General features: G+C 58.4%; 19 protein-coding genes and 1 pseudogene. 11 read left to right on the forward strand and 9 right to left on the reverse strand.

Annotated elements, in window-relative coordinates:
• Window positions 1–111: 111 nt before the first annotated feature.
• Window positions 112–696, reverse strand: a complete 585-nt coding sequence (locus ACVWZU_RS01775; RefSeq protein WP_414329799.1) for an SRPBCC family protein — start codon at window positions 694–696, stop codon at window positions 112–114.
• Window positions 697–850: 154 nt separating this feature from the next.
• Window positions 851–1,096: a hypothetical protein gene (locus ACVWZU_RS01780; protein ID WP_049749597.1), complete on the reverse strand. Its 246-nt coding sequence runs from the start codon at window positions 1,094–1,096 to the stop codon at window positions 851–853.
• A 156-nt stretch (window positions 1,097–1,252) separates the two neighbouring features.
• Between ACVWZU_RS01780 and ACVWZU_RS01785 the strand changes: the two genes are divergently transcribed.
• From ACVWZU_RS01785 to ACVWZU_RS01795, 3 genes and pseudogenes are all read left to right on the forward strand, one after another.
• Window positions 1,253–1,342, forward strand: a complete 90-nt coding sequence (locus ACVWZU_RS01785; protein ID WP_244349857.1) for a cytochrome b6-f complex subunit PetN — start codon at window positions 1,253–1,255, stop codon at window positions 1,340–1,342.
• A 91-nt stretch (window positions 1,343–1,433) separates the two neighbouring features.
• A complete protein-coding gene (locus ACVWZU_RS01790; protein ID WP_011434030.1) occupies window positions 1,434–1,595 on the forward strand; it encodes a hypothetical protein in 162 nt (53 codons plus the stop codon).
• Window positions 1,596–1,670: 75 nt separating this feature from the next.
• Window positions 1,671–2,865: pseudogene (locus tag ACVWZU_RS01795) on the forward strand (RNA-guided endonuclease InsQ/TnpB family protein).
• A 1-nt stretch (window position 2,866) separates the two neighbouring features.
• Here the strand turns inward: ACVWZU_RS01795 and ACVWZU_RS01800 are convergent.
• The 3 genes from ACVWZU_RS01800 to ACVWZU_RS01810 form a co-directional block, all read right to left on the reverse strand.
• Complete coding sequence (locus ACVWZU_RS01800) at window positions 2,867–3,238, reverse strand: DUF309 domain-containing protein (protein WP_457443048.1); 372 nt, start codon at window positions 3,236–3,238, stop codon at window positions 2,867–2,869.
• Window positions 3,239–3,242: 4 nt separating this feature from the next.
• The gene (locus tag ACVWZU_RS01805) at window positions 3,243–5,747 is read right to left on the reverse strand and encodes a sensor histidine kinase (RefSeq protein ID WP_457443050.1); all 2,505 of its coding nucleotides are present in this window, start codon (window positions 5,745–5,747) and stop codon (window positions 3,243–3,245) included.
• A 225-nt stretch (window positions 5,748–5,972) separates the two neighbouring features.
• Window positions 5,973–6,752 carry a TatD family hydrolase gene (locus ACVWZU_RS01810; protein ID WP_457443161.1) on the reverse strand — a complete coding sequence of 260 codons (780 nt, stop codon included), beginning with the start codon at window positions 6,750–6,752 and terminating at the stop codon, window positions 5,973–5,975.
• Between the two features lie 207 nt (window positions 6,753–6,959).
• Between ACVWZU_RS01810 and ACVWZU_RS01815 the strand changes: the two genes are divergently transcribed.
• Entirely contained in the window at window positions 6,960–7,547 is a 588-nt protein-coding gene (locus ACVWZU_RS01815; RefSeq protein ID WP_041437584.1) for a thioredoxin family protein, read from the forward strand.
• Here the strand turns inward: ACVWZU_RS01815 and ACVWZU_RS01820 are convergent.
• Window positions 7,532–8,380, reverse strand: coding sequence for an inositol monophosphatase family protein (locus ACVWZU_RS01820; RefSeq protein WP_011434024.1), 849 nt, complete (start codon window positions 8,378–8,380; stop codon window positions 7,532–7,534). The two genes, ACVWZU_RS01815 and ACVWZU_RS01820, sit on opposite strands and share 16 nt — an antisense overlap.
• Before the next feature lie 35 nt (window positions 8,381–8,415).
• On the opposite strand from ACVWZU_RS01820, the gene ACVWZU_RS01825 reads away from it, so the two are divergent.
• Together ACVWZU_RS01825 and ACVWZU_RS01830 are read left to right on the forward strand one after the other, a co-directional pair.
• Window positions 8,416–9,048, forward strand: a complete 633-nt coding sequence (locus tag ACVWZU_RS01825) for a biotin transporter BioY (protein ID WP_457443052.1) — start codon at window positions 8,416–8,418, stop codon at window positions 9,046–9,048.
• Window positions 9,049–9,223: 175 nt separating this feature from the next.
• On the forward strand, window positions 9,224–9,664 hold the full coding sequence (locus ACVWZU_RS01830) for a hypothetical protein (protein ID WP_457411529.1): 441 nt from the start codon (window positions 9,224–9,226) through the stop codon (window positions 9,662–9,664).
• 293 nt (window positions 9,665–9,957) lie between these two features.
• Here the strand turns inward: ACVWZU_RS01830 and ACVWZU_RS01835 are convergent, their stop codons facing one another.
• Window positions 9,958–10,074 (reverse strand): photosystem II reaction center protein I, encoded by a 117-nt coding sequence (locus ACVWZU_RS01835; RefSeq protein ID WP_011434021.1) that lies wholly within the window; start codon window positions 10,072–10,074, stop codon window positions 9,958–9,960.
• A gap of 386 nt (window positions 10,075–10,460) precedes the next feature.
• Between ACVWZU_RS01835 and ACVWZU_RS01840 the strand changes: the two genes are divergently transcribed.
• Together ACVWZU_RS01840 and hemB are read left to right on the forward strand one after the other, a co-directional pair.
• Window positions 10,461–11,420: an alpha/beta hydrolase gene (locus ACVWZU_RS01840; protein WP_457443054.1), complete on the forward strand. Its 960-nt coding sequence runs from the start codon at window positions 10,461–10,463 to the stop codon at window positions 11,418–11,420.
• 25 nt (window positions 11,421–11,445) lie between these two features.
• Window positions 11,446–12,432, forward strand: coding sequence for a porphobilinogen synthase (gene hemB, locus ACVWZU_RS01845; RefSeq protein ID WP_457411533.1), 987 nt, complete (start codon window positions 11,446–11,448; stop codon window positions 12,430–12,432).
• Here the strand turns inward: hemB and ACVWZU_RS01850 are convergent, their stop codons facing one another.
• On the reverse strand, window positions 12,433–12,771 hold the full coding sequence (locus tag ACVWZU_RS01850; RefSeq protein WP_457443056.1) for a slr1601 family putative cell division protein: 339 nt from the start codon (window positions 12,769–12,771) through the stop codon (window positions 12,433–12,435).
• Between the two features lie 454 nt (window positions 12,772–13,225).
• On the opposite strand from ACVWZU_RS01850, the gene ACVWZU_RS01855 reads away from it, so the two are divergent.
• Together ACVWZU_RS01855 and thyD are read left to right on the forward strand one after the other, a co-directional pair.
• On the forward strand, window positions 13,226–14,419 hold the full coding sequence (locus ACVWZU_RS01855; protein ID WP_457443163.1) for an RNA-guided endonuclease InsQ/TnpB family protein: 1,194 nt from the start codon (window positions 13,226–13,228) through the stop codon (window positions 14,417–14,419).
• Window positions 14,420–14,648: 229 nt separating this feature from the next.
• The gene (thyD, locus tag ACVWZU_RS01860; protein ID WP_457443058.1) at window positions 14,649–15,575 is read left to right on the forward strand and encodes a thylakoid membrane protein ThyD; all 927 of its coding nucleotides are present in this window, start codon (window positions 14,649–14,651) and stop codon (window positions 15,573–15,575) included.
• 289 nt (window positions 15,576–15,864) lie between these two features.
• On the opposite strand, the gene secA is transcribed toward thyD, so the two are convergent.
• The gene (gene secA, locus ACVWZU_RS01865) at window positions 15,865–18,738 is read right to left on the reverse strand and encodes a preprotein translocase subunit SecA (RefSeq protein ID WP_457443060.1); all 2,874 of its coding nucleotides are present in this window, start codon (window positions 18,736–18,738) and stop codon (window positions 15,865–15,867) included.
• Between the two features lie 245 nt (window positions 18,739–18,983).
• Here secA and ACVWZU_RS01870 point away from each other — a divergent pair, with 245 nt between their 5' ends.
• Window positions 18,984–19,298: a TatA/E family twin arginine-targeting protein translocase gene (locus ACVWZU_RS01870; RefSeq protein ID WP_457394579.1), complete on the forward strand. Its 315-nt coding sequence runs from the start codon at window positions 18,984–18,986 to the stop codon at window positions 19,296–19,298.
• Window positions 19,299–19,300: the final 2 nt, after the last annotated feature.

Genomic DNA, 19,300 nt, shown 5'->3' on the forward strand with positions numbered 1-19,300 from the left:
AAATGGCAATAAAGCTGTTCCCCAGCCCCCCTCTTCTTTGGCAGAAGGGCTGAGAGTGGTCGCGTCAGCGGCGCGGAGCGCTTGGGGAACGAGGTACCTATTGGGCGCGCCTCAAACGGGCTTGGAATGATCCGACAAACTCAGGCAGCGCTCCCGAATGGCTTGTAAGTTCAGGGCCAAATCTTGGCAAATGCGGCGCTCCACCAGACCGACAGGCATTCTGCGGGGAGGCTTGACCTGCAGGTGGTAGGTGAGCAAGGTTTGATGGGCCGACCAATCGGCCAGATCCCAAAACCCCTCGAAGATAAGAAAATCCCCTTGTGTTTTTTGGAAGCGAAGCTGCTGAGGAAAGATCTCCTCGATAGCCAGCACCACCGCAGCAGAAAATTGGGCAAATAAAACCTTTTGGGATCCCACTTGACGTACCAGTGTGCGGCCATTCTCACGGCCAATGACGCGACTTTCCACCAAGTTGGGAATAAACTCCGCCAGATGGTCGTAGTCGGTCAAAACCTGCCAGACCTGCTGCCGCTCCACCGGAATCAGGACGCGACCTCGCACTTGGCAGCGGCGCTCCCCCAAATCCTCCACCTCCACCTGGATGTCTGAGGACTCCGTCCCGCTGACGCCAGCAGGAATGGGGATCCCATCTTCTGGGGTGGGGTCTTGGGGATCCCATTCAGGGTCAGAAGGCATGGCGAGAACTTCAGTCGCGTAGGTGCTGTAGAGCAGTGCGGAAACCGGAGAGGGAATCGATTTTTGACTGGACAAACCATTCGCCAGCAGTTCCAATAGGCTGCCCCCCTGTGTTTTCTATTGTATCAGGGAACTGTATAGCAGATAACGAACTCTAGGGGAGAAGGGCCTGGAACCAGCCGACGATCACCTGCCAAACCTGTTCTAGAAGGGCAAAGGGATCCCGCAACTCCTGCAGCACCTGCCGCGGGCCAATTCTAAAGACCACGTACAACACGGCCAAGATGATTACAATCCCCACCGTTGTCCAGATGGCCTCTCGAACCACCCGCACCCAAAAAACCAGCATAAAAATGGCGATGGCTACAGCGGCAACCAGCGGCAATGTGTCCAGTACCATCGGATCCCACCTCGTTTGGCTCAGATGTTTCAGATTTAACTCCACTGTAGCCAGCTTGAACTGAAAACAGGTGTTCGTAGATGTCCGTTGACAAGGGATCTCCTCTCGTAAAATGGGATCACCTCGAGATAACCCCTCTTTAGCTGGGCTAGACCTATGGACATCATCACCCTTGGCTGGATTGCCGTCCCCACCTTCTTCGTTCTTTCCATTGCCCTGGTGGTCTGGGGGCGCAACGGCATGTAGTTTGTCATGCCTGGATTGAGCCTCACATCCATCTTGCATTCATCTTGTTGTTCCTGCCGCCGATATTGACGGGGTTACCCCCGCTCACACCATGGAAACCGATCTTCCCTTGGTCGCCCGCATCGCCTACGGAAGCATCTTTTTGCTGTTGACAGCCGTAACACTGGGCGTTGGCTACATTACCTTCATCGACTGGCGGGATCGGCGGCGACGCAACGAAGTTGAGCGCAAAGCCCGTCGCTCCAAGCGCTAGGGCCGCTGTTGGGCCTGCTCAGCACTGTACCCGTAGGGTCAGTGTCGGGAGGAATGCGGAAGTTACGATAGAACCATGACCCAAGTCCTGACCGTCTCCTGTAAGCTCTAAGGTGTCCCAGTCGCAGGCCGCAAAGTTGGACGCGACCTTGGATGCCTTTGTGCAGGCGTTGAACTGGGTCAACCAAAACACGCCCGAGAAAGTCACCAACGCCGTTAAACTTCAATCTCTGTGCTACTGCGAAATCCGTGCCCGGTTCGGCTTGTCCAGTAACTTGGCTCAGCAGGTCTGCAGACGGCTGGCCGGTGCCCGCAAGGTTGCCCGACAGAAAAACCGCCCCGTCAAAGCGTTCAAGGGGGGCTTCGCGACCTATGACGCTCGTATCTTTTCGTTCCGCGAGAAAGACTGGACGGTGTCGCTGACCACAGTGGAGGGTCGAGAGCGCTTTGAGCTGGCGATTGGCCGTTACCAGAGAGAACAGTTGGCGGGCTCCAACCCCAAATCTGCCACCCTGGTCAAGCGCAAAGATGGCTCCTACTACATCCAGATTTGCGTAGAGAAAAAACCACCCAAGCAACAAGATACCGACAAGGTGATCGGGGTGGATTTGGGAAGGATAGATATCGCTCATACCTCAGAGGGGAAGAACTGGAATGGACAGCAGTTAAACAAGGTACGAGACCACTACTCCCGGTTGAGGGCGGTACTCCAACGCAAAGCCAGTAAGGGCACACGCAGTTCGCGGCGCAGATGCAGAGAACTGTTGCAACGGCTGTCTGGCAAGGAAAGACGCTTTCAAACGTGGGTCAATCATCGCATCTCCAAAGCTATTGTCTCTAGGGCAAAGGCGACAAACAGCGCTCTTGCTCTGGAAGACTTGACAGGGATTCTGGAAAGGGTCAATCAACAACCCCGCAGCAAAACCGAAAGGCGCAGGGCCAACAGTTGGGCGTTCTACCAACTACGTCAATTTCTGGAATACAAGGCGAGGGCTGCAGGGGTTTCTCTGATTCTTGTTCCGCCTGCCTACACGTCGCAGACCTGCCACCGGTGTTTGCACATCCATCCCGACCCTGCGCAATCCTATCGCAGTGGAAAGAAGTTTAAGTGTGGACACTGTGGATGGGAAGGGGATGCGGATTTGAATGGTGCGAATGTGATTGCGCTTTTGGGGGCTGCTGTAAACCAGCCTAGAGGTTCGTGGTTGGCTTGCCAACTGCAGGGCTACCGAAAGCCCGCCCTGTACTGCGAAGCAGTCAGGGTCGGGTAGTTTACTCTTCAACCCAACTCAGGGTGGGGACGGCTAGATAAGGCAAGGGATCCTGGGGTTGCAGTTGAGAAAGATGCCGCAGGATGCCCTGGTTAGCCTGCCACAGGGCTTGCACATCCCATCCAGCGTAGGTGGGCAGAAAGTCCGCCAGCTTGCGGTTGGCCTCCCCCAGCAGGATCATGCAGCCACGGCGATTGTCGTTCTGCAGGTGATAGTAGGCCACTGCCGTCTGCAATAGACCCTGGTAAAAACGCCGCTCTGGATCCACTGCCTCCATCCACAGGGCCTCTAGGGTGTCGTGGCAGGCGTAAAATTCCCCCCGGTTAAACTGCTCGGCGGCCAAACGCAACGCTTCTGAGTGGGCATTGCTCATGTGGCTAGGCACAGTTGTGGGCTAGGGGTGAGGTCTGCACAGGCAGGGATCCCTGCGGCAACACCAGGGTAAAGCAGGTTTTGCCTTGAGAACTCTCCACCGAGACGCTGCCCCCCAGCCGCTGCATCCACTGCTTGACCAAAGCCAGGCCCAGGCCGGTGCCGCCCCGTTTCCAGGGATCCCCGCTGGGAATGCGGTAGAACTTCTCGAAGATGCGCTCCCACTCGCTGTGGGGAATTTCTACTCCCTCGTTGATCACCCGAATTTCCACCTGCTGCGGGCCAGAGCGCTGCGCTGTTACCCAGATGCTGCACCCTGGGGGAGTATACTTGCAGGCGTTGTTGACCAGCTCCTGCACCACCCGCTCCAGGCCACCTTGATCGGTGAGCACCTTGCCCACATTCGGCGCGATCTGCCACTGCAACCGTTGCTGGTTGGCCTGGGCCCGCTGTAGAAACGGCTCCAGCACGCTGGGCAGCCAGGTTGCCAGCGGCACTTCTTCCAGATGGAGCGTTTTGGATCCCTGCTCCAACCGCTGCAGATCCAGCAGGTCGTTCACCAATTCCGCCTCCCGCTCACACTCCTGCTCCAAAATCTTGAGATATTGCTCTCGTTTTTGGGGGGCGCGGGCGGTTTTCAGCAGTTGGATGGCCATCTTCATGTTGGTGATGGGGGTGCGCAGCTCGTGGGAGACGGTGCTCAAAAAATCATCTTTGAGGCGGTTGAGGCGCTCCAGCTCACCAATTTGCTGCACAGAAGCCTGGTAGAGGCGGGCCTGGCGGATGGCAATGGCGCAGTGATCCGCCACCTGCTGCACCACCTGCACCTCCAGTTCATCAAAGCACTCGGCTGCCGGCTTCGCCAGCCAGAGATCCCCCAGCACCCCTTGGTCATCCCGCAGCGGGCACACCAGCAGGGTCAGCCCTTCCCGGCGGGGGATCCAGCCCTGCCCAGGCAAATGGCAGAATTGCACCGCTTGACCCCCTTGCAGGTGCCGGTAGAGATCGGGGTAGTCGGCCAAAGTCAGGGTAATCCCGCCGACGGGCGGTAGGGCAGAGGTGTATTCGTAGCGCACCGTGGCTTGGCCGGCTGCCCAATCGTAGAGACAGAGATCGCACCCTTGGATGGACAGCCCCAGAGCCAATTCTTGCACCACTGCCCGCAGGATCTGGGCTTCCTCCAAACTGCTGCGCACCTGGTCGGTGACCCGCTGCAAGAGGGCATCCATAGCCAGAGATCGCTGCAGGGCCGCCGTCCGCTCCTGCACCTCCTGCTCCAGACGGGCGTTGAGGGTTTGCAACTGCCGGTAGAGCTGATTTTGCGTAATGGACAGGGCCAAATGTACCCCGACCCGACTCATCAGCTCTTGCTCTGCAGCTGACCAAGCCTTAGGCTCGTCAATTTTCAGCTCCCGCCAGGCAGCAAAAGAGATCAAAGGCAGTTCTTGTCTGGGATCCCCCTGAGCAAACCAACGGTAACCCGCCCAGTGGGTTTCTTGGCAGATGGCCGCGCGAAACACGCTCAGCCAGCCCACGGGCTGGTCATTCCAGACAAGCTGTACCATCAGCAGGCCACGAATGGGCGTCTGCTTCATCTGCTCTTGCAGCTCCGGCCATTTCTCCAAGTGGGAGAGCGACCACATCTTGACCCAGCCCCCCGCTCCTCCGGCCCTTCCGAGCTGCTCCTGTAGCCAGGTGTCGTAGCTGGCCGGGGGTTGCACGCCATGACAACAGAGGGTATCTGAGCCCATAAAGTGGATCCGCAGCCGTGCCCCGATCCCCTGCAAACCGGCAGCAAGCTGCTCCAGCACCGTGGTCAAGGTCGTCTCCGGGTGCAGGGGCGAGTAAACTAGAGCAGCAATTTGGTTGATGAGGCGTTCCTGCTGCGCCTTCTGCCGCGCCTGCTCCAGCAATTCCGCCTGAGCAATGGCAATGGAAACTTGATCCGCCAGCAACTGCACCACCTGCAGCTCTTCTTGGGAGTAGGGACGAGGCTCAGCATGATGGGAGACCAACAGCCCCCATAGCTCCTGGTGATGCATCAGGGGAACCACCAAGGAAGAGGCCACCCCCATGGATTTCAAATAGTGAACATGGCAGGGATCCACAGGCCGCTGTAGCGGCTCGCCCAGCTGATCCCTAGCAGACAACCCCCAGGACTCCGGCTGGCTGATGGAACGGCTCTGCGCCTCCACATCCACAATCACCCGCACCTGAGCTAGGCGAAACAACCGCCGCGCCTCCTCGGGAATGTCCCCTGCCGGAAAAGTCAGCCCCAAGAGCGAGGGCAGCCGCTCCCCGCCTCGTGCTTCCGCCACCACCGTTCCGTGACCTTCGGGATCAAAGCGGTAAACCTTCACCCGATCCGTACCCAAAAAGGCGCGCACCTCCTCCACCGTCGCCCTCAGGATCTGATCCAGCTCCAGGGATTGCCGAATCTGGTGGGTGATGCGGTTGATGAGGGCGTCTCGGCTGGGTCGAGCTGCGGCAGCCCACGTTTCAGTATCCATAGTTGCAAGCCCCTAGCCCCTGGAATTAGCGGAAAGTACCTAAAAATACATCCCTTTTTTCCAGCATAGGATGCCCTTGAGAAGAGCAGTCGGAGTTCAAAAGAAAAGTTAAAGAAAAAGTTAAAAATGGTAACTCAGGGTTTCCCGGGTTGGAATCGCCTGAGATCGGGTGAGATCTAGGGTCGGGAATGGCCTACGGTCCACCCGCGCCCTCGGAAAGCAGAGCTAGAGGAGAGGCAGCTGAAACAGGCGAGCGGCATTTTGGCTGGTTTCTTCTGCCAGTTTTTCCGGTGGGATCCCAAGCAGCTCCGCCAAGGTTTGGGCCACCCGCTGCACATAGGCCGGCTCATTGCGTTTGCCGCGGAAGGGGGTGGGAGCCAGAAAAGGGCAATCGGTTTCCACCAAAAGCTGGGATAGGGGCACCTCCAAGGCCGACTGGCGGACAGTCTCGGCATTTTTGAAAGTGACAATGCCGCTGAAGCTAATGAAGCAGCCCAGCTCGACAAACAGCCGCGTCTCCTCCGGGGATCCGCTCCAGCAATGCATCACCGCCCGCACTGGCCCCCCCGTGGCCATGGCCTCCTTGAGGATGGCGTAGGTGGCTGCTGCCGCCTCGCGGCAATGGACGATCAACGCCAGATCCTGCGCTTGGGCAATGGCAATCTGGGCCCAGAAGGATTCTTTTTGCCGCTCGATATCCGCCGGGTTGGACTTGTAGAAATCCAGGCCCGTCTCCCCGATAGCCACCACTCGCTCGTCGCTGGCGGCCAGGTGGGCGATCTTTTCGGCCAAATCGGGCTGCCACTGGCCCGCCTCCAAAGGGTGCAGCCCCACCGACAAAAATACTTCCGGATACTGGTCGGCAATGGCCTGCAACTGGGGGAATTCTGCTGGTGTTACACAAGAATGCACCAAACGCCGGATCCCCGTCTGACGCCAGCGCTCGGCCACCTGGGGCAGATCCGCGGCAAAATCGGGGTAATTGAGGTGGACGTGAGTATCCACCAAAGGAGCAGCAGGTAAGACGGCGGTGCTCAAGGCTCAGCTCCCCAACAATCGTGTTGCCAACCTTATCCAATTGTAAAAGCTGTCCCCGGCCTGCTTGGGATCCCTTCCGGCGCTCCCGTTTGCCGGCGAGATCCCCTTGCGACGGCTCCTGTGGGAGCAGGATGATCCACAATGATTGAGGAAACCTTACGCCGGAGGTTTGTTATGGCCCGTACCCCCTCGACCATGCTGCCTTTGGGCACCCCAGCCCCTGACTTCAGCCTGCCGGATGTGGTGAGCGGCCAAACCATCTCCCTCTCCACCTTTGCCGACAAGCCGGCCCTGCTGGTGATGTTCATCTGCCAGCACTGTCCCTATGTGAAGCACGTGCAAGAGGAGCTGGCCCGCCTTGGCAGAGATTACAAGGATCGCGGCGTCGGCATTGTAGCCATCAGCGCCAACGATGTGGAGAAATACCCGGATGACAGCCCAGAGAACTTGAAGAAGATGGCCGAGACCTTGGGCTTTACCTTCCCCTTCTGCTACGACGAAACCCAAGAGGTGGCCAAAGCCTTCACCGCCGCCTGCACCCCCGACTTTTTCTTGTTCGACGCGGATCGCAAGTTGGTCTATCGGGGTCAACTGGACGACAGCCGTCCCAGCCTGACCGATGTGCCGGTGACGGGCAAAGATTTGCGGGCGGCGCTGGATAACCTTCTGGCCGGCAAGCCCATCGATCCCGACCAAAAGCCCAGCCTGGGCTGCAACATCAAGTGGAAACCTGGCAATGAGCCTGCTTATTTCGCTGGGTAGATCCCGCTTTTTTGAATCGCGGCCAGGGCCTGTCGATGCAAGCTGGGGTTGGCTGCCGCCAACACTTCTCCCGTGGAGGTGCGGGTTAAGGGATCCCCTCGCCAATCGGTAATCACGCCACCGGATCCCTCAATCACCGGCACAAGGGCAGCAAAATCGTAGAGGGCAAGGCCACACTCCATCACCAGATCCACACAGCCGCTGGCCAGCAGGCCGTACTGGTAGCCATCGCCCCCATAGGAGGTAATGTGAACTGCTTGGCTGAGCCCCTGGAAGCACCGTTGTTGGTCGGGTTGGGTGAACAAATCAGGGGTGGTACAGCTCAAGTAGGCGCGGCTGAGGTCGGTATTGGCCTTGGCTCGGACGGCTTGCCGGTGGGAGGGGGTTATCCATTGAGTGGGCTGTCCCCGTACCCCCAGCCAGCGTTCGCGCAACACCGGCTGATCGATGATGCCCAAAATGGGGCGGTCTTCTTCCAAGAGGGCAATCAGAGTAGCAAAGGTGGGCTTGCCGGTGGAAAAGGCGATGGTGCCATCCAAGGGATCCAAAACCCAAGTATAGAGGGATCCCGTCTGGTGAAAACCAAACTCTTCGCCAAGGATGCTGTGTTCTGGCACTTGGGCCATCAGCAAAGCTCGCATGGCCCGCTCTGCCTCCCGGTCGGCCACCGTCACAATTGGGGAGCGGGCCTCTTTGTATTCGGCTTGCAGTTCTCCGCGAAACAGGGGGCGAATCACCGCTCCGGCAGCATCGGCCAGGGCCTGGGCCAGTTCAATCCACTCTGCCTTGACCACCTTTTGCCCACCCCATCTGCCCCTTCCCTTTCTTAGCATAGGGAAAAATTTCCTCTCGGTTTATGCGGTCTGGCTTGCTCTTAACTCCTCTGGAATGGCTTTGGACGGCGATTGGGGTCCTCCTGACCATTTTGGGCACCCTAACCCATTTGAGTTTTCCGCCCGGGCTGCCTGGGTTGGGGGGATACAGCTTTTCGCTGCAAATTGGGGGCGTGTTGCTGACGGCTTGTTTGGCGGGGCCGGTGGCGGCGGTGTGCGCCCAGATCGTCTACCTGGGGTTGGGGCTGGCAGGGCTACAGGTGTTTGCCCAAGGGGGAGGGTGGCAGTACCTATACCAGCCTGCCTTTGGCTACTTGCTGGGGTTTCTGCCAGGAGCTTGGGCCTGCGGGACAATTGCTTTTCCGCAACGGGATCCCTATCCACCCCCTTCTCCTCTGGCCCGCCAACGTGCTGTCGATGGGAAGCGGTTGGCAGGAGGGATCCCTGACTCCCCGGTGGGCCTCCAAGAGTTGGGATCCGGCAGCTTGGTGGCTTTGGCCTTGGTTCACCTGACCGGGATTCTCTACCTTTTGGCCACGCAACCCTGGAACGAGGAGTTGCTGAGGTTGATAGGGCTTTACTCTGGCTATACTCTGCCGGGACAGCTCATCGTGGCCAGCTTTGTTGCAGTGATAGCGTTGCTGTTGCGGCGCTTGCTGCTGCTCTGAAGCAAGGGAATCAACTCTGCACAAAGGCCCATGCAGATTTGGGTCGGGGCGCCTCCTTTCTCAGGCTGTGGAGGCAGAAAGTAGCTTAGAGCCGTGCTAACGGCAGTCCCTGAGGGGAGTGTAGATTCTAGTCAGGTCTTGTGAGGATTGACGGGTTTTCGTGAGGAACTGCGGGATGCAACGGACTGCTCTCACCCTTTTGGCCACCGGCCTTTTGGCCACTGGGCTGGCTGCTTGTGGAGATGGCGGCAGCTCAGGGGGCTCGATCCTGCCCCCACCCCAAGGCCCAACGGTTTCGTTTATCAATGCGCCCACCTCGGTGCGGGTGGGCACCTCCACGCCGGCTTTTACGGTGCAGGTGAGTGTGCCCGGCGGTGCTCGTCCAACGCAGTTCATCGAGCTGGAAACTTTCAACCCCAGTGGCGTGCGCGTGCAAAGGGAATTCTTCAGCCCACAGCAGGCCGGCTGTAACCCTGGGGCCACCTTTTGTAGCTTCAGTACCGATTTCCGCGTTGCCCTCGGGGATCCCATCGGCGTTTGGCAGTTCCGGATTACCGCGTTTGACCAACAGAATCGCTCCGGATCCCAGACATTGCTGATTACCGCCTTCCAGTGAGCCAGCCGAGTTGCCAGCTTTGAGGCGAGGCCATTCACTCCAGAGGGGAATGGCTGCCACAGGTCGTGCCAGCGGGACGGAGTTGCAACAAGACTGAATCTCGCTCACCGCTGCTGCAACCCATGACCAGCAGCAACTTTGTCGCTACCCCGCCAGCAGGAGCTCCCTGGGCATCCGTTCTCCCATAGCTAGGGCAACCAGCAAGGTTCGGCAAAAACAGGGCCAGAGGCATGCTCCCTCAAGCGATGAGCCAGTTATCACTGGAGTTCGCAAGCTGCCCAAGGCGGGATCCCCTACTCCAGGTCTCGACGGTTGGGGTTGCGGGAGGGGTCGTTGCTCAAAAAACCAAACACAAAAAGCCCCACAAAAAAGATGACAACCGCGTAAACAGAGATTTTCAGTAACAGCATAGTTTCAGCAACCCGTTTCCGACTGAGTGAACTGATGAAGCGATAAGGCAATCGTAAAACAAGGGTGAACCACCCCAGAGAGGGGATCCCGTCAAACCTGAGACCCCGCAAAACTTCTTCACAACATCATACCTCTCAGAGGGCCTTTTTCCCGCAAATGGCCCCAGTCTCCCCCCGAGAGATCCTTTCATCCCATCCTCAGAAAAGGCTGCAAAGCCCGGCATGTCGGGGATCCCCGGCAAGAGCAGAGATTGTTAAGAAATATTTTGGACTGGAAACAAAGATTGCAACTCCTCAGCGGCGGCAGCGCTCGCGGGCGACTGGGACATAGGAAGATAGGATTTGTGGCTTTGCCGGGTCTTGCCGGACGTGTGTTGGATTTGCCCATGCCTTTTGATCGGTTAGGTGACTTAGAGGCTCTGGATGGGCGGTCGGGAGCTCAGCCGCAACCTTCGTCGGGGATCTATCGGCCCCAGGAGTTGCTGCTTTCCGATGGGATCCCAGCTTTTCTGCACCACTGGCCCCAGGGATCCCCTTGTGGAAGGGTGTTGCTTTTGCACGGCAAAGGGGATCACGGCGGCGGGTTTTGCCCTTTGGCCGGCGAGTTGGCTGCTCAAGGGTGGGAGGTTTTGGCGCCTGACATGCGGGGATTTGGTCGCTCCGGCGGGATCCGCTGCTGGATCGACCGCTTCAGCCAATATCAAGCGGATCTGGAGAGGATCGCCCAGCAGGTCTGGCCGCAGAAAGGGATCCCGCAGATCTGGTGTGGGTATAGCGCGGGGGCCAACTGGGTTACGGAATATGCCCTCGCCCATCCCGGCCAGGTGCAGGGCCTGGTTCTCATCTCTCCGGCTTTTCGCATCGACCACTATTTCACCCCTTTTACCCACGCCCTTCTGCAAGTTTTGGACAGGGTTGCTCCCCAGCTGGCCTTAACTGGCCTCTACGAGCCGGCGCGGGTGACTTCCCTACCCGAGCAGCAAGCCGCCTTTGCGGCGGATCCCTACATGTGCGGTGTGACGCGGGCCAGATTTACAGCCGAACTGGCGCGCAGCGGGCAGCGCTGCCTTGATCAAGCCCATCGGCTCTGCCTGCCGGTTTTGCTGCTTTACACCTCTGCCGATATCGTCGTCAATCCTGCCGGAGCTGTGGATTTTGCCCGTCGGCTGCCCCAGGGAGAGATCCACGATTTTCCCCGGTCGCGCCACGATCTTTTGCACGACTGCCAAGCGGAAGCGGTAAAAGAGACCCTCCACCGCTGGCTGGCCCGGCATTTCCCCTCTGCCCCGGATGTCGCCCCTCGCCCAACGACCAGCTCAGCCCCTACCGACCTCATGGCAAAATAGAAACGCCCTCTTTCCTGCTGCTCCCATGAGCCAAGACCTGATCTACCGTCCCCGTCGGCTGCGGCGCACAGAAGCCTTCCGCCAGATGGTTCAGGAAACCCACCTGCGGGTGCAGGATCTGATCTATCCCCTGTTTGTCATGGAGGGGGAGAACCAGCGGCAGGAAGTGGAGTCGATGCCCGGCTGCTACCGCTACACCCTAGACCTGCTGCTAAAGGAGGTGGAAGAAGCCGCTCAACTGGGGATCCCGGCGGTGGCCCTGTTCCCGGTGGTGCCGGAAGAGAAAAAGGATCCCACCGGGCGGGAGTGCTTCAACCCGGAAGGCTTGATCCAGCGGGCGGTGCGGCGGATTAAACAGGAAATCCCCGAGATCTTGGTGGTAACCGATGTGGCTTTGGATCCTTACAACAGCGACGGCCACGACGGCATTGTGCGGGATGGGGTGATCCTCAACGACGAGACGGTGGAAGTTTTGGTCAAGCAAGCCCTCTCCCAAGCAGAGGCGGGAACCGACATTGTGGCCCCCTCGGACATGATGGATGGTCGCGTCGGCGCCATTCGGGAGGCCCTGGACGACCAAGGCTATACCGATGTGGCGATCCTGGCCTACTCTGCCAAATATGCCTCTGCCTTCTACGGTCCCTTCCGCGATGCCCTGGGATCCGCACCCAAATCGGGAGACAAGAAAAGCTATCAAATGGATCCCGCCAATGCTCGGGAAGCCATCAAGGAAGTGGAGCTGGACGAAGCCGAGGGGGCGGACATGGTGATGGTGAAGCCGGCCCTGGCCTACCTGGACATCATCTACCGAGTCAAGGAATCAACGGATCTGCCCGTGGCCGCTTACAACGTCAGCGGCGAGTACGCCATGATCAAAGCCGCCGAACAAAAGGGCTGGATCGACGGCAAAAAAGTGATGTTGGAATCCCTGCTGGCCATGAAGCGGGCTGGCGCCGATATCATCCTCACCTACTTTGCCAAAGAGGTGGCCCTGCTTCTCAAACAATCCTAGCTACGGCCTGGCAGGCGACTGGGTGGACTGCCCGATCCAGGAAGGGGGGGCGTCCTTCTCATCGTCCGCCACCAGAGTACTGGGATCCACCAAACGCACCTGAATTTGATTGGGCGGCACCCGATTCAGCCGTTCCTTGATCAGGGCCTCTTGTTGCAAGGGATCCATACCCCGATCCACCCCCTCCTGCAGCCGAGAAATCCGAGTGGACAAGACCTCGATATGCCGCTCCAGAACCTGGAGCCGGTGATGCTGGGCCAACTGCACCGGCAAGAGGCGATACAAACCACTGAGGGCAGCCACCGTAAACAAGACATTCACCCCGATGTGACAGGCCATCTCCCAGACTGGAGGCTCGTGGCCAGGTTCTTGCTGTCCGCGTCGGCGGGATCGAGTCGAGGAGCGGGAGCGCTGGACAGGGCTCGTCCGCCGACTGGAAATTGGGGGAGAAGACGGAGATCCTTGCCTAGGGGGAAGGTTTGCTCGCACCAGGGATCCCTGCCCTTGGGAGCGATGCACTCGTGGAGCAACAGAGATGTCCAGCCGAGGCCCAGCAACCTGCTCTGCACGCACAGACACGTGGCGAGCCGGGGTACGGGAAGAAGACTTGGGTGTCACGGGTGAAGGGAAGAAAATAGGGGGACGATGAACCACCTCTGCTGCCAAGAAGCGCAGCTAGGGCCTATTGAAGCCGATTTTTCCAGGTGTGTCAGCTTACTAGCGCAGGAGCCCCGCACTGTACCCGTAGGGTCAGTGTTGGGAGGAATGCGCTTTGATGAAGTACAATGAACTTATGAGCCAAGTCCTGACCATATCCTGCAAGCTCAAGGTGTCCCAGTCGCAAGCCGCTAAATTGGACGCGACGATGGATGCCTTTATGCAGGCACTGAACTGGGTCAACCAGAACACGCCGGAGAAGATCGTCAATGCGGTCAAACTGCAGTCCCTTTGCTACTACGAGATTCGCGCCCGATTCGGCTTGTCCAGTAACTTGGCCCAGCAGGTCTGCAGACGGGTGGCCGGCGCCCGCAAAGTGGCGAGACAGCGCAACCGTCCAGTTAAAGAGTTCAAGCGTAGGTTCGCTACCTACGACGCTCGTATCTTCTCGTTCCGCGAGAAAGACCGGACAGTGTCGCTGACCACGGTGGAAGGGCGAGAGCGCTTTGGACTGGCCATTGGTAACTACCAGCGTGGGATGCTGGCTGGCTCTAACCCCAAATCGGCCACCCTAGTCCAGCGGAAGGATGGCTCCTACTACATCCAGATTTGCGTAGAGGGAAAGCCACCCAAGCAACAAGATACCGACAAGGTGATCGGGGTGGACTTTGGAAGGACGGATATCGCTCATACCTCAGAAGGGGACAACTGGAATGGACAGCAGCTGAACAGAGTCCGCGACCACTACTCCCGGTTGAGGGCGGTACTCCAACGCAAAGCCAGTAAGGGCACACGCAGTTCGCGGCGCAGATGCAGAGAACTGTTGCAACGGCTGTCTGGCAAGGAGAGACGCTTTCAAGTGTGGGTCAATCATCGCATCTCCAAAGCTATTGTCTCTAGGGCAAAGGCGACAAACAGCGCTATTGCTCTGGAAGACCTGACAGGGATCCGGGAAAGGGTCAATCAACAGCCACGCAGCAAGACAGAGCGTAGGCGGGCCAACAGTTGGGCGTTCTACCAACTGAGGCAGTTTCTGGAATACAAGGCGAGAGTTGCGGGGGTGACTGTGGTGCTGGTGCCGCCCGCCTACACCAGCCAGACCTGCCACAAGTGCCTGCACATCCATCCCGACCCTGCGCAATCCTACCGCAGTGGTAAGTCGTTCAAGTGTGGACACTGTGGATGGGAAGGGGATGCGGACTTTAATGGTGCGAATGTGATTGCGCTTTTGGGGGCTGTCGTAAACCAGCCTAGAGGTTCGGGCCTGTTTTGTTCTCTGGTAGAGCAAAGCAGGCTCAGGGCTGCTGAAAGCCCGCTCCGTACCGCTTAGCGGTCGGAGTCGGGTAGTTTACGCTTTGCCGCAAAACATTTTTATTCTTGGGCTTTCTTGGGCTCTGCCACTTCGCCAAGCTCAGCAAACGGATGGCGGGATCCCAGGCAATGGCCAACGCGGGGCAGGAAACGCGCTAGGCTAGAGGTTCGAATAGCGGAAAGGCTCTGCACCGTTCAAAGGACAAGGGCGGCACAGGGCTTGTGCAGATGCAAGTCGGATCCACATCATGCGCATTGTCATCACAGGTGGAAGTGGTTTTATCGGGCGTCGCTTGGTGGCCCGTCTGCTGGAGCAAGGGGATCAGGTTTTGGTCTTGACCCGCCGCCTGGAGCAGGCCCGCCGCATTTTGGGGGAATCCCCCAGCCTCAAGCTGCTGCCCTACGATCCCTACCAACCGCAAGCCTGGGCAGCCGCCCTGGAAGGGTACGAGGGGATTGTCAACTTGGCCGGAGAGCCTTTGGCTTCTTCTCGCTGGACAGAGACCAAGAAAAAAGAAATCCGTCGTAGCCGTGTGGAAACCACCCAGGCCCTTGTCCAAGCCCTCGCCTCCCTCAACCAAAAGCCCCAGGTGATGATCAGCAGCTCGGCGGTGGGTTACTACGGATCCCATCCGGCAGGAGAACCCTTAACAGAGACGGATCCCCCGGCCCAAGATTTTCTGGCAGAAGTCTGTCAAGCTTGGGAAGCTGCCGCCCGGCCGGTTGAGGAATTGGGGATCCGTTTGGCCATCCTGCGCACGGGGATTGTGTTGGGTCCGGATGGAGGAGCGCTGGGGCAGATGCTGGCCCCCTTTCAGTTCTTTATCGGCGGAACGATCGGCTCCGGCAAACAATGGCTGTCTTGGATCCACCGCGAGGATTGGGTGAGCTTGGTCTGCTTCCTGCTGGAGCAGGGATCCGGAGTGTTCAACGCCACCGCTCCCAACCCGGTGCAGATGGAAGAGTTTTGCCGAACCTTAGGCCAGGTCTTGGGTCGCCCCTCTTGGTTGCCTGTGCCGGAGCTGGCGTTGGAACTGCTGTTGGGCGAGGCAGCTCAAGTGGTTTTGACGGGGCAGAAAGTGATCCCGCAAGCGGCTTTGCAGATGGGCTTTACCTTCCAGTACCCACAACTGAAAGAGGCATTACGACAGATCCTCCTGATACATTTACGCTGAACACTGCTGAACATCACTGTTCAACTATGCAGCGATAGCATTCTGTTTGTTTCCAAACAGAATGGCGGTATCCCGCAAAGCTTTGAGTAGAATACCCAAAGCGCAGTTTCCGTGTCGTCTTACTACCAATTTTCTGCTTTGCTTTGGCTACCATGTTGGCAGACTCGAAAGTAAACAGAAAGATCAACTGGTAGTAATCCGTACTGAACATATTATACATTATTTTCAGTATAGTTGAGCTTATCATTGACTAGAGTCATGCTCCCCCGCTGACTTCTCTCTACGCCAATTATTCTTCCGTGAAATCGGCTTCCACCACCCCTGAAGCAGAGCTGGGATCAGGGCTGGCAGCCGCAGTGGGTGCCGGAGCCGGTCGCGATGCCTGGGGCACTTGCACAATTTGGGGAGTAAAGATGAATAGGTTGTACACCGTGTTGCGGCGGATGTTGTCCATCATCTCCAGGAACAGCTCGTAGCCCTCGTTCTTGTACTCGATCAGGGGATCCTTCTGACCGTAGCCTCGCAGGCCCACAGCTTCCCGCAGCGCCTCCATCTGCTGCAGGTGTTCCCGCCAGAGGGTGTCCACCTGTTGCAACAGGAAAAAGCGCTCTGCCTTGCGCATCAAACCGGGCTCAAAGGTATCCAGAAAAGCCTCTTTGGCCTCATAGGCCAGTTCTGCCTGCTTGATCAGGTAGTCCAAGATCTGCTCGTAGGAGAGATCCTGCAGGTCTTCAACCTTGAGGTTTTGCTTCAGGAGCGGCACAAACTCCTGCATCTTGGCGGTCAGCTTGTCAATTTCCCACTCTTCCGGGGGCAGCTCTGGGTTGACATGCGCTCGCACGATCTCGCCAACGGTTTTGCGCACATAGTCGAGGATCTTGGTCTTGAGGTTTTCCCCCTCCAAGATGCGCCGCCGCTCTGAGTAGATGGCCCGCCGCTGGTTGTTCATCACCTCGTCATACTCGAACACCTGCTTGCGCATGTCGAAGTAGTACACTTCCACTTTTCTCTGCGCATTCTCCAGGCTGCTGCTGAGCAGCGGGTGCTCGATGGGCATATCCTCCTCCACCCGGAACATGTCCATGAGCTTGGCTACCCGCTCGCCACCGAAAATCTTGAGCAGGTTGTCTTCCAAGCTGAGGAAAAACCGCGAGGAGCCGGGATCCCCTTGTCGCCCGGCGCGGCCCCGCAGCTGGTTGTCGATACGGCGGGATTCATGGCGCTCCGTACCGATCACATGCAGGCCCCCCAGCCTCACCACCTCTTCGTGCTCGGCCTCAGTAATTTTTTCGTACTCGGCTTTGATGCTGTTGTAAACCTCCCGCAGTTGCAAAATTAGCGGATCCTGCACCGGCGCTTTCTCGGAAGCTACTGCGATGAGATCCTCCACCACCAGCTCTGGCAGACGGTTCAGCCCATACTTGGTCACCGCTGCCGCCACCACTTCGTCCAAGGCTTGGCTGGTGCGGGCCGACAGCTCACAGGGGTAAAAATTGGGGGAGACCACCGTCCAGGATTTTTTCGGCTTGGGTGCTGTCCCACCAAATCCCTGGCCACCCCCCCGTCCCACCATCTGAACGGATCCCAAGGGGTTGTCGGCGTCCAATTGAGCCAGCTTGGGCATCAGCCGTTCCCGCAGCTTGAGGCGGGCCATGTACTCCGCATTGCCTCCCAAGATGATGTCCGTGCCTCGACCGGCCATGTTGGTAGCAATGGTTACAGCGCCTTTTCGCCCCGCCTGGGCGATGATCTCCGCCTCCCGCTCCACGTTTTCCGGCTTGGCGTTGAGGAGGTTGTGGGGGATCCCCATTTCCTTGAGCATGGCCGAGAGGCGTTCGGATTTTTCCACGCTGGTGGTGCCCACAAGGACGGGGCGCCCCTGGGCGTGCATGTGGGCAATTTCCTCGGCAACCGCTTGCCACTTGCCCCTTTCGGTCTTGTACACCAAGTCGGGGGCATCTTTGCGGCGGATGGGTCGGTTGGTGGGGATCACCGTAACTTCCAGGTTGTAGGTTTTGCCGAACTCGGCCTCCTCAGTGCGAGCCGTGCCCGTCATGCCGGAAAGCTTGGGATAGAGCAGAAAAAGGTTTTGGTAGGTGATGGTGGCCAGGGTTTGGCTCTCGCTTTGAATCGGCACCCCCTCTTTGGCCTCCACCGCCTGGTGCAGCCCATCAGACCAGCGGCGGCCGGGGAGCACCCGCCCGGTGAACTCGTCCACGATCACCACCTCTTGATTGCGGACGATGTAGTGGACATCCTTGATGAAGAGCTCTTTGGCCTTCACCGCGTTAAAGACAAAGTGCGCCCAGGGATCCTTGGGATCAAACAGGTCAGAGACTCCCAGCAACCGCTCGGCGGCTTCAAACCCCTCGTCGGTAAGGATGACGTTGCGGGCTTTTTCATCCACCTCATAGTGTTCATCTCGGATCAGCTCCCGCGCCACCTGGGCTGCCCGCAGATATTTTTCGGAGGGGCGAGCCACCTGACCGGAGATGATCAGGGGAGTGCGGGCCTCGTCGATAAGGATTGAGTCCACCTCGTCGATGATGCAGTAGTTAAAGGGCCGTTGCATCACCTCTTTGATATCGGTGGCCATGTTGTCCCGCAGGTAGTCGAAGCCCAGCTCGCTGTTGGTGCAGTAGGTAATGTCGCAGTTGTAGCTGCGGCGCTTTTCTTCGGGCGACATGCCCTCTTGCACCAGACCAACCGTCAGGCCCAAGAAACGATGCACTTGTCCCATCCACTCCGAGTCGCGCCGCGCCAAGTAGCCGTTGACGGTAACGATGTGAACCCCTTTCCCGGTGAGACCGTTGAGATAGGCGGGCAGGGTGGCGACCAGGGTTTTCCCTTCACCGGTTTTCATTTCGGCAATCTGGCCTTCGTGCAGCACCATGCCGCCGATGAGCTGTACGTCGTAATGGCGCAAGTTCAAAACTCGCTTGGCGGCCTCCCGCACCACGGCAAATGCCTCCGGCAAGAGATCGTCCAGAGATTCTCCTCTGTCCAAGCGCTGGCGAAACTCTGTGGTCTTGGCCTTGAGCTCCGCATCCGAAAGAGAGGCGATCTCGATCTCCAGCGAGTTGATCAGCTTGACGACAGGACGGTACTGCCGGATCTTCCGATCGTTAGGATCCCCGAGGAGCTTTTGTAGGGTTTGGAGCATGGGCAAGCCTAGGCCAATGAAGGACATTGATTGATTAACGATGCAATTCTACCATTTTGACTTGGCCGGCCAGGGAGAGGTTGGCCTGGATGAGCTGAGAGCAAAACACCAGAGCCATCGGATAGATGAGGAGAGCCGGCAGTTACTTGCAGTCCGCGGCGAGAAAATGTCAGTCTAGGGAAGGGCTCCCGAGCAAACCGTACTCTGCAAAGCTCATGAATTTTTTGGGTGTTGGACTGCCGGAAATGTTGGTTATCTTTGCGGTGGCTCTTCTGGTTTTCGGGCCCCGCAAACTGCCGGAGATTGGTCGCACGCTGGCCAAAACCCTGCGCAGCCTGCAGGATGCTTCCAGAGAGTTCGAGGCGCAACTGAACAAAGAGGCCCAAGAGCTGGAGAAAGCCACCCGCGGGACAACGGCTGCTGCCACTCCCAAGGCTTCCCGAACAGCAGCCGCGGCTGAGCCCAAAGCCGAGTCGGTCGCCACAGCCGATACACCCACCTCAGAGATGGCTCCCCCCCCATCCGCAGCCGACGACGCTCAAACAGCAGACGCTGCCTAACC

The sequence above is a fragment of the Thermostichus sp. MS-CIW-26 genome (assembly GCF_054059115.1).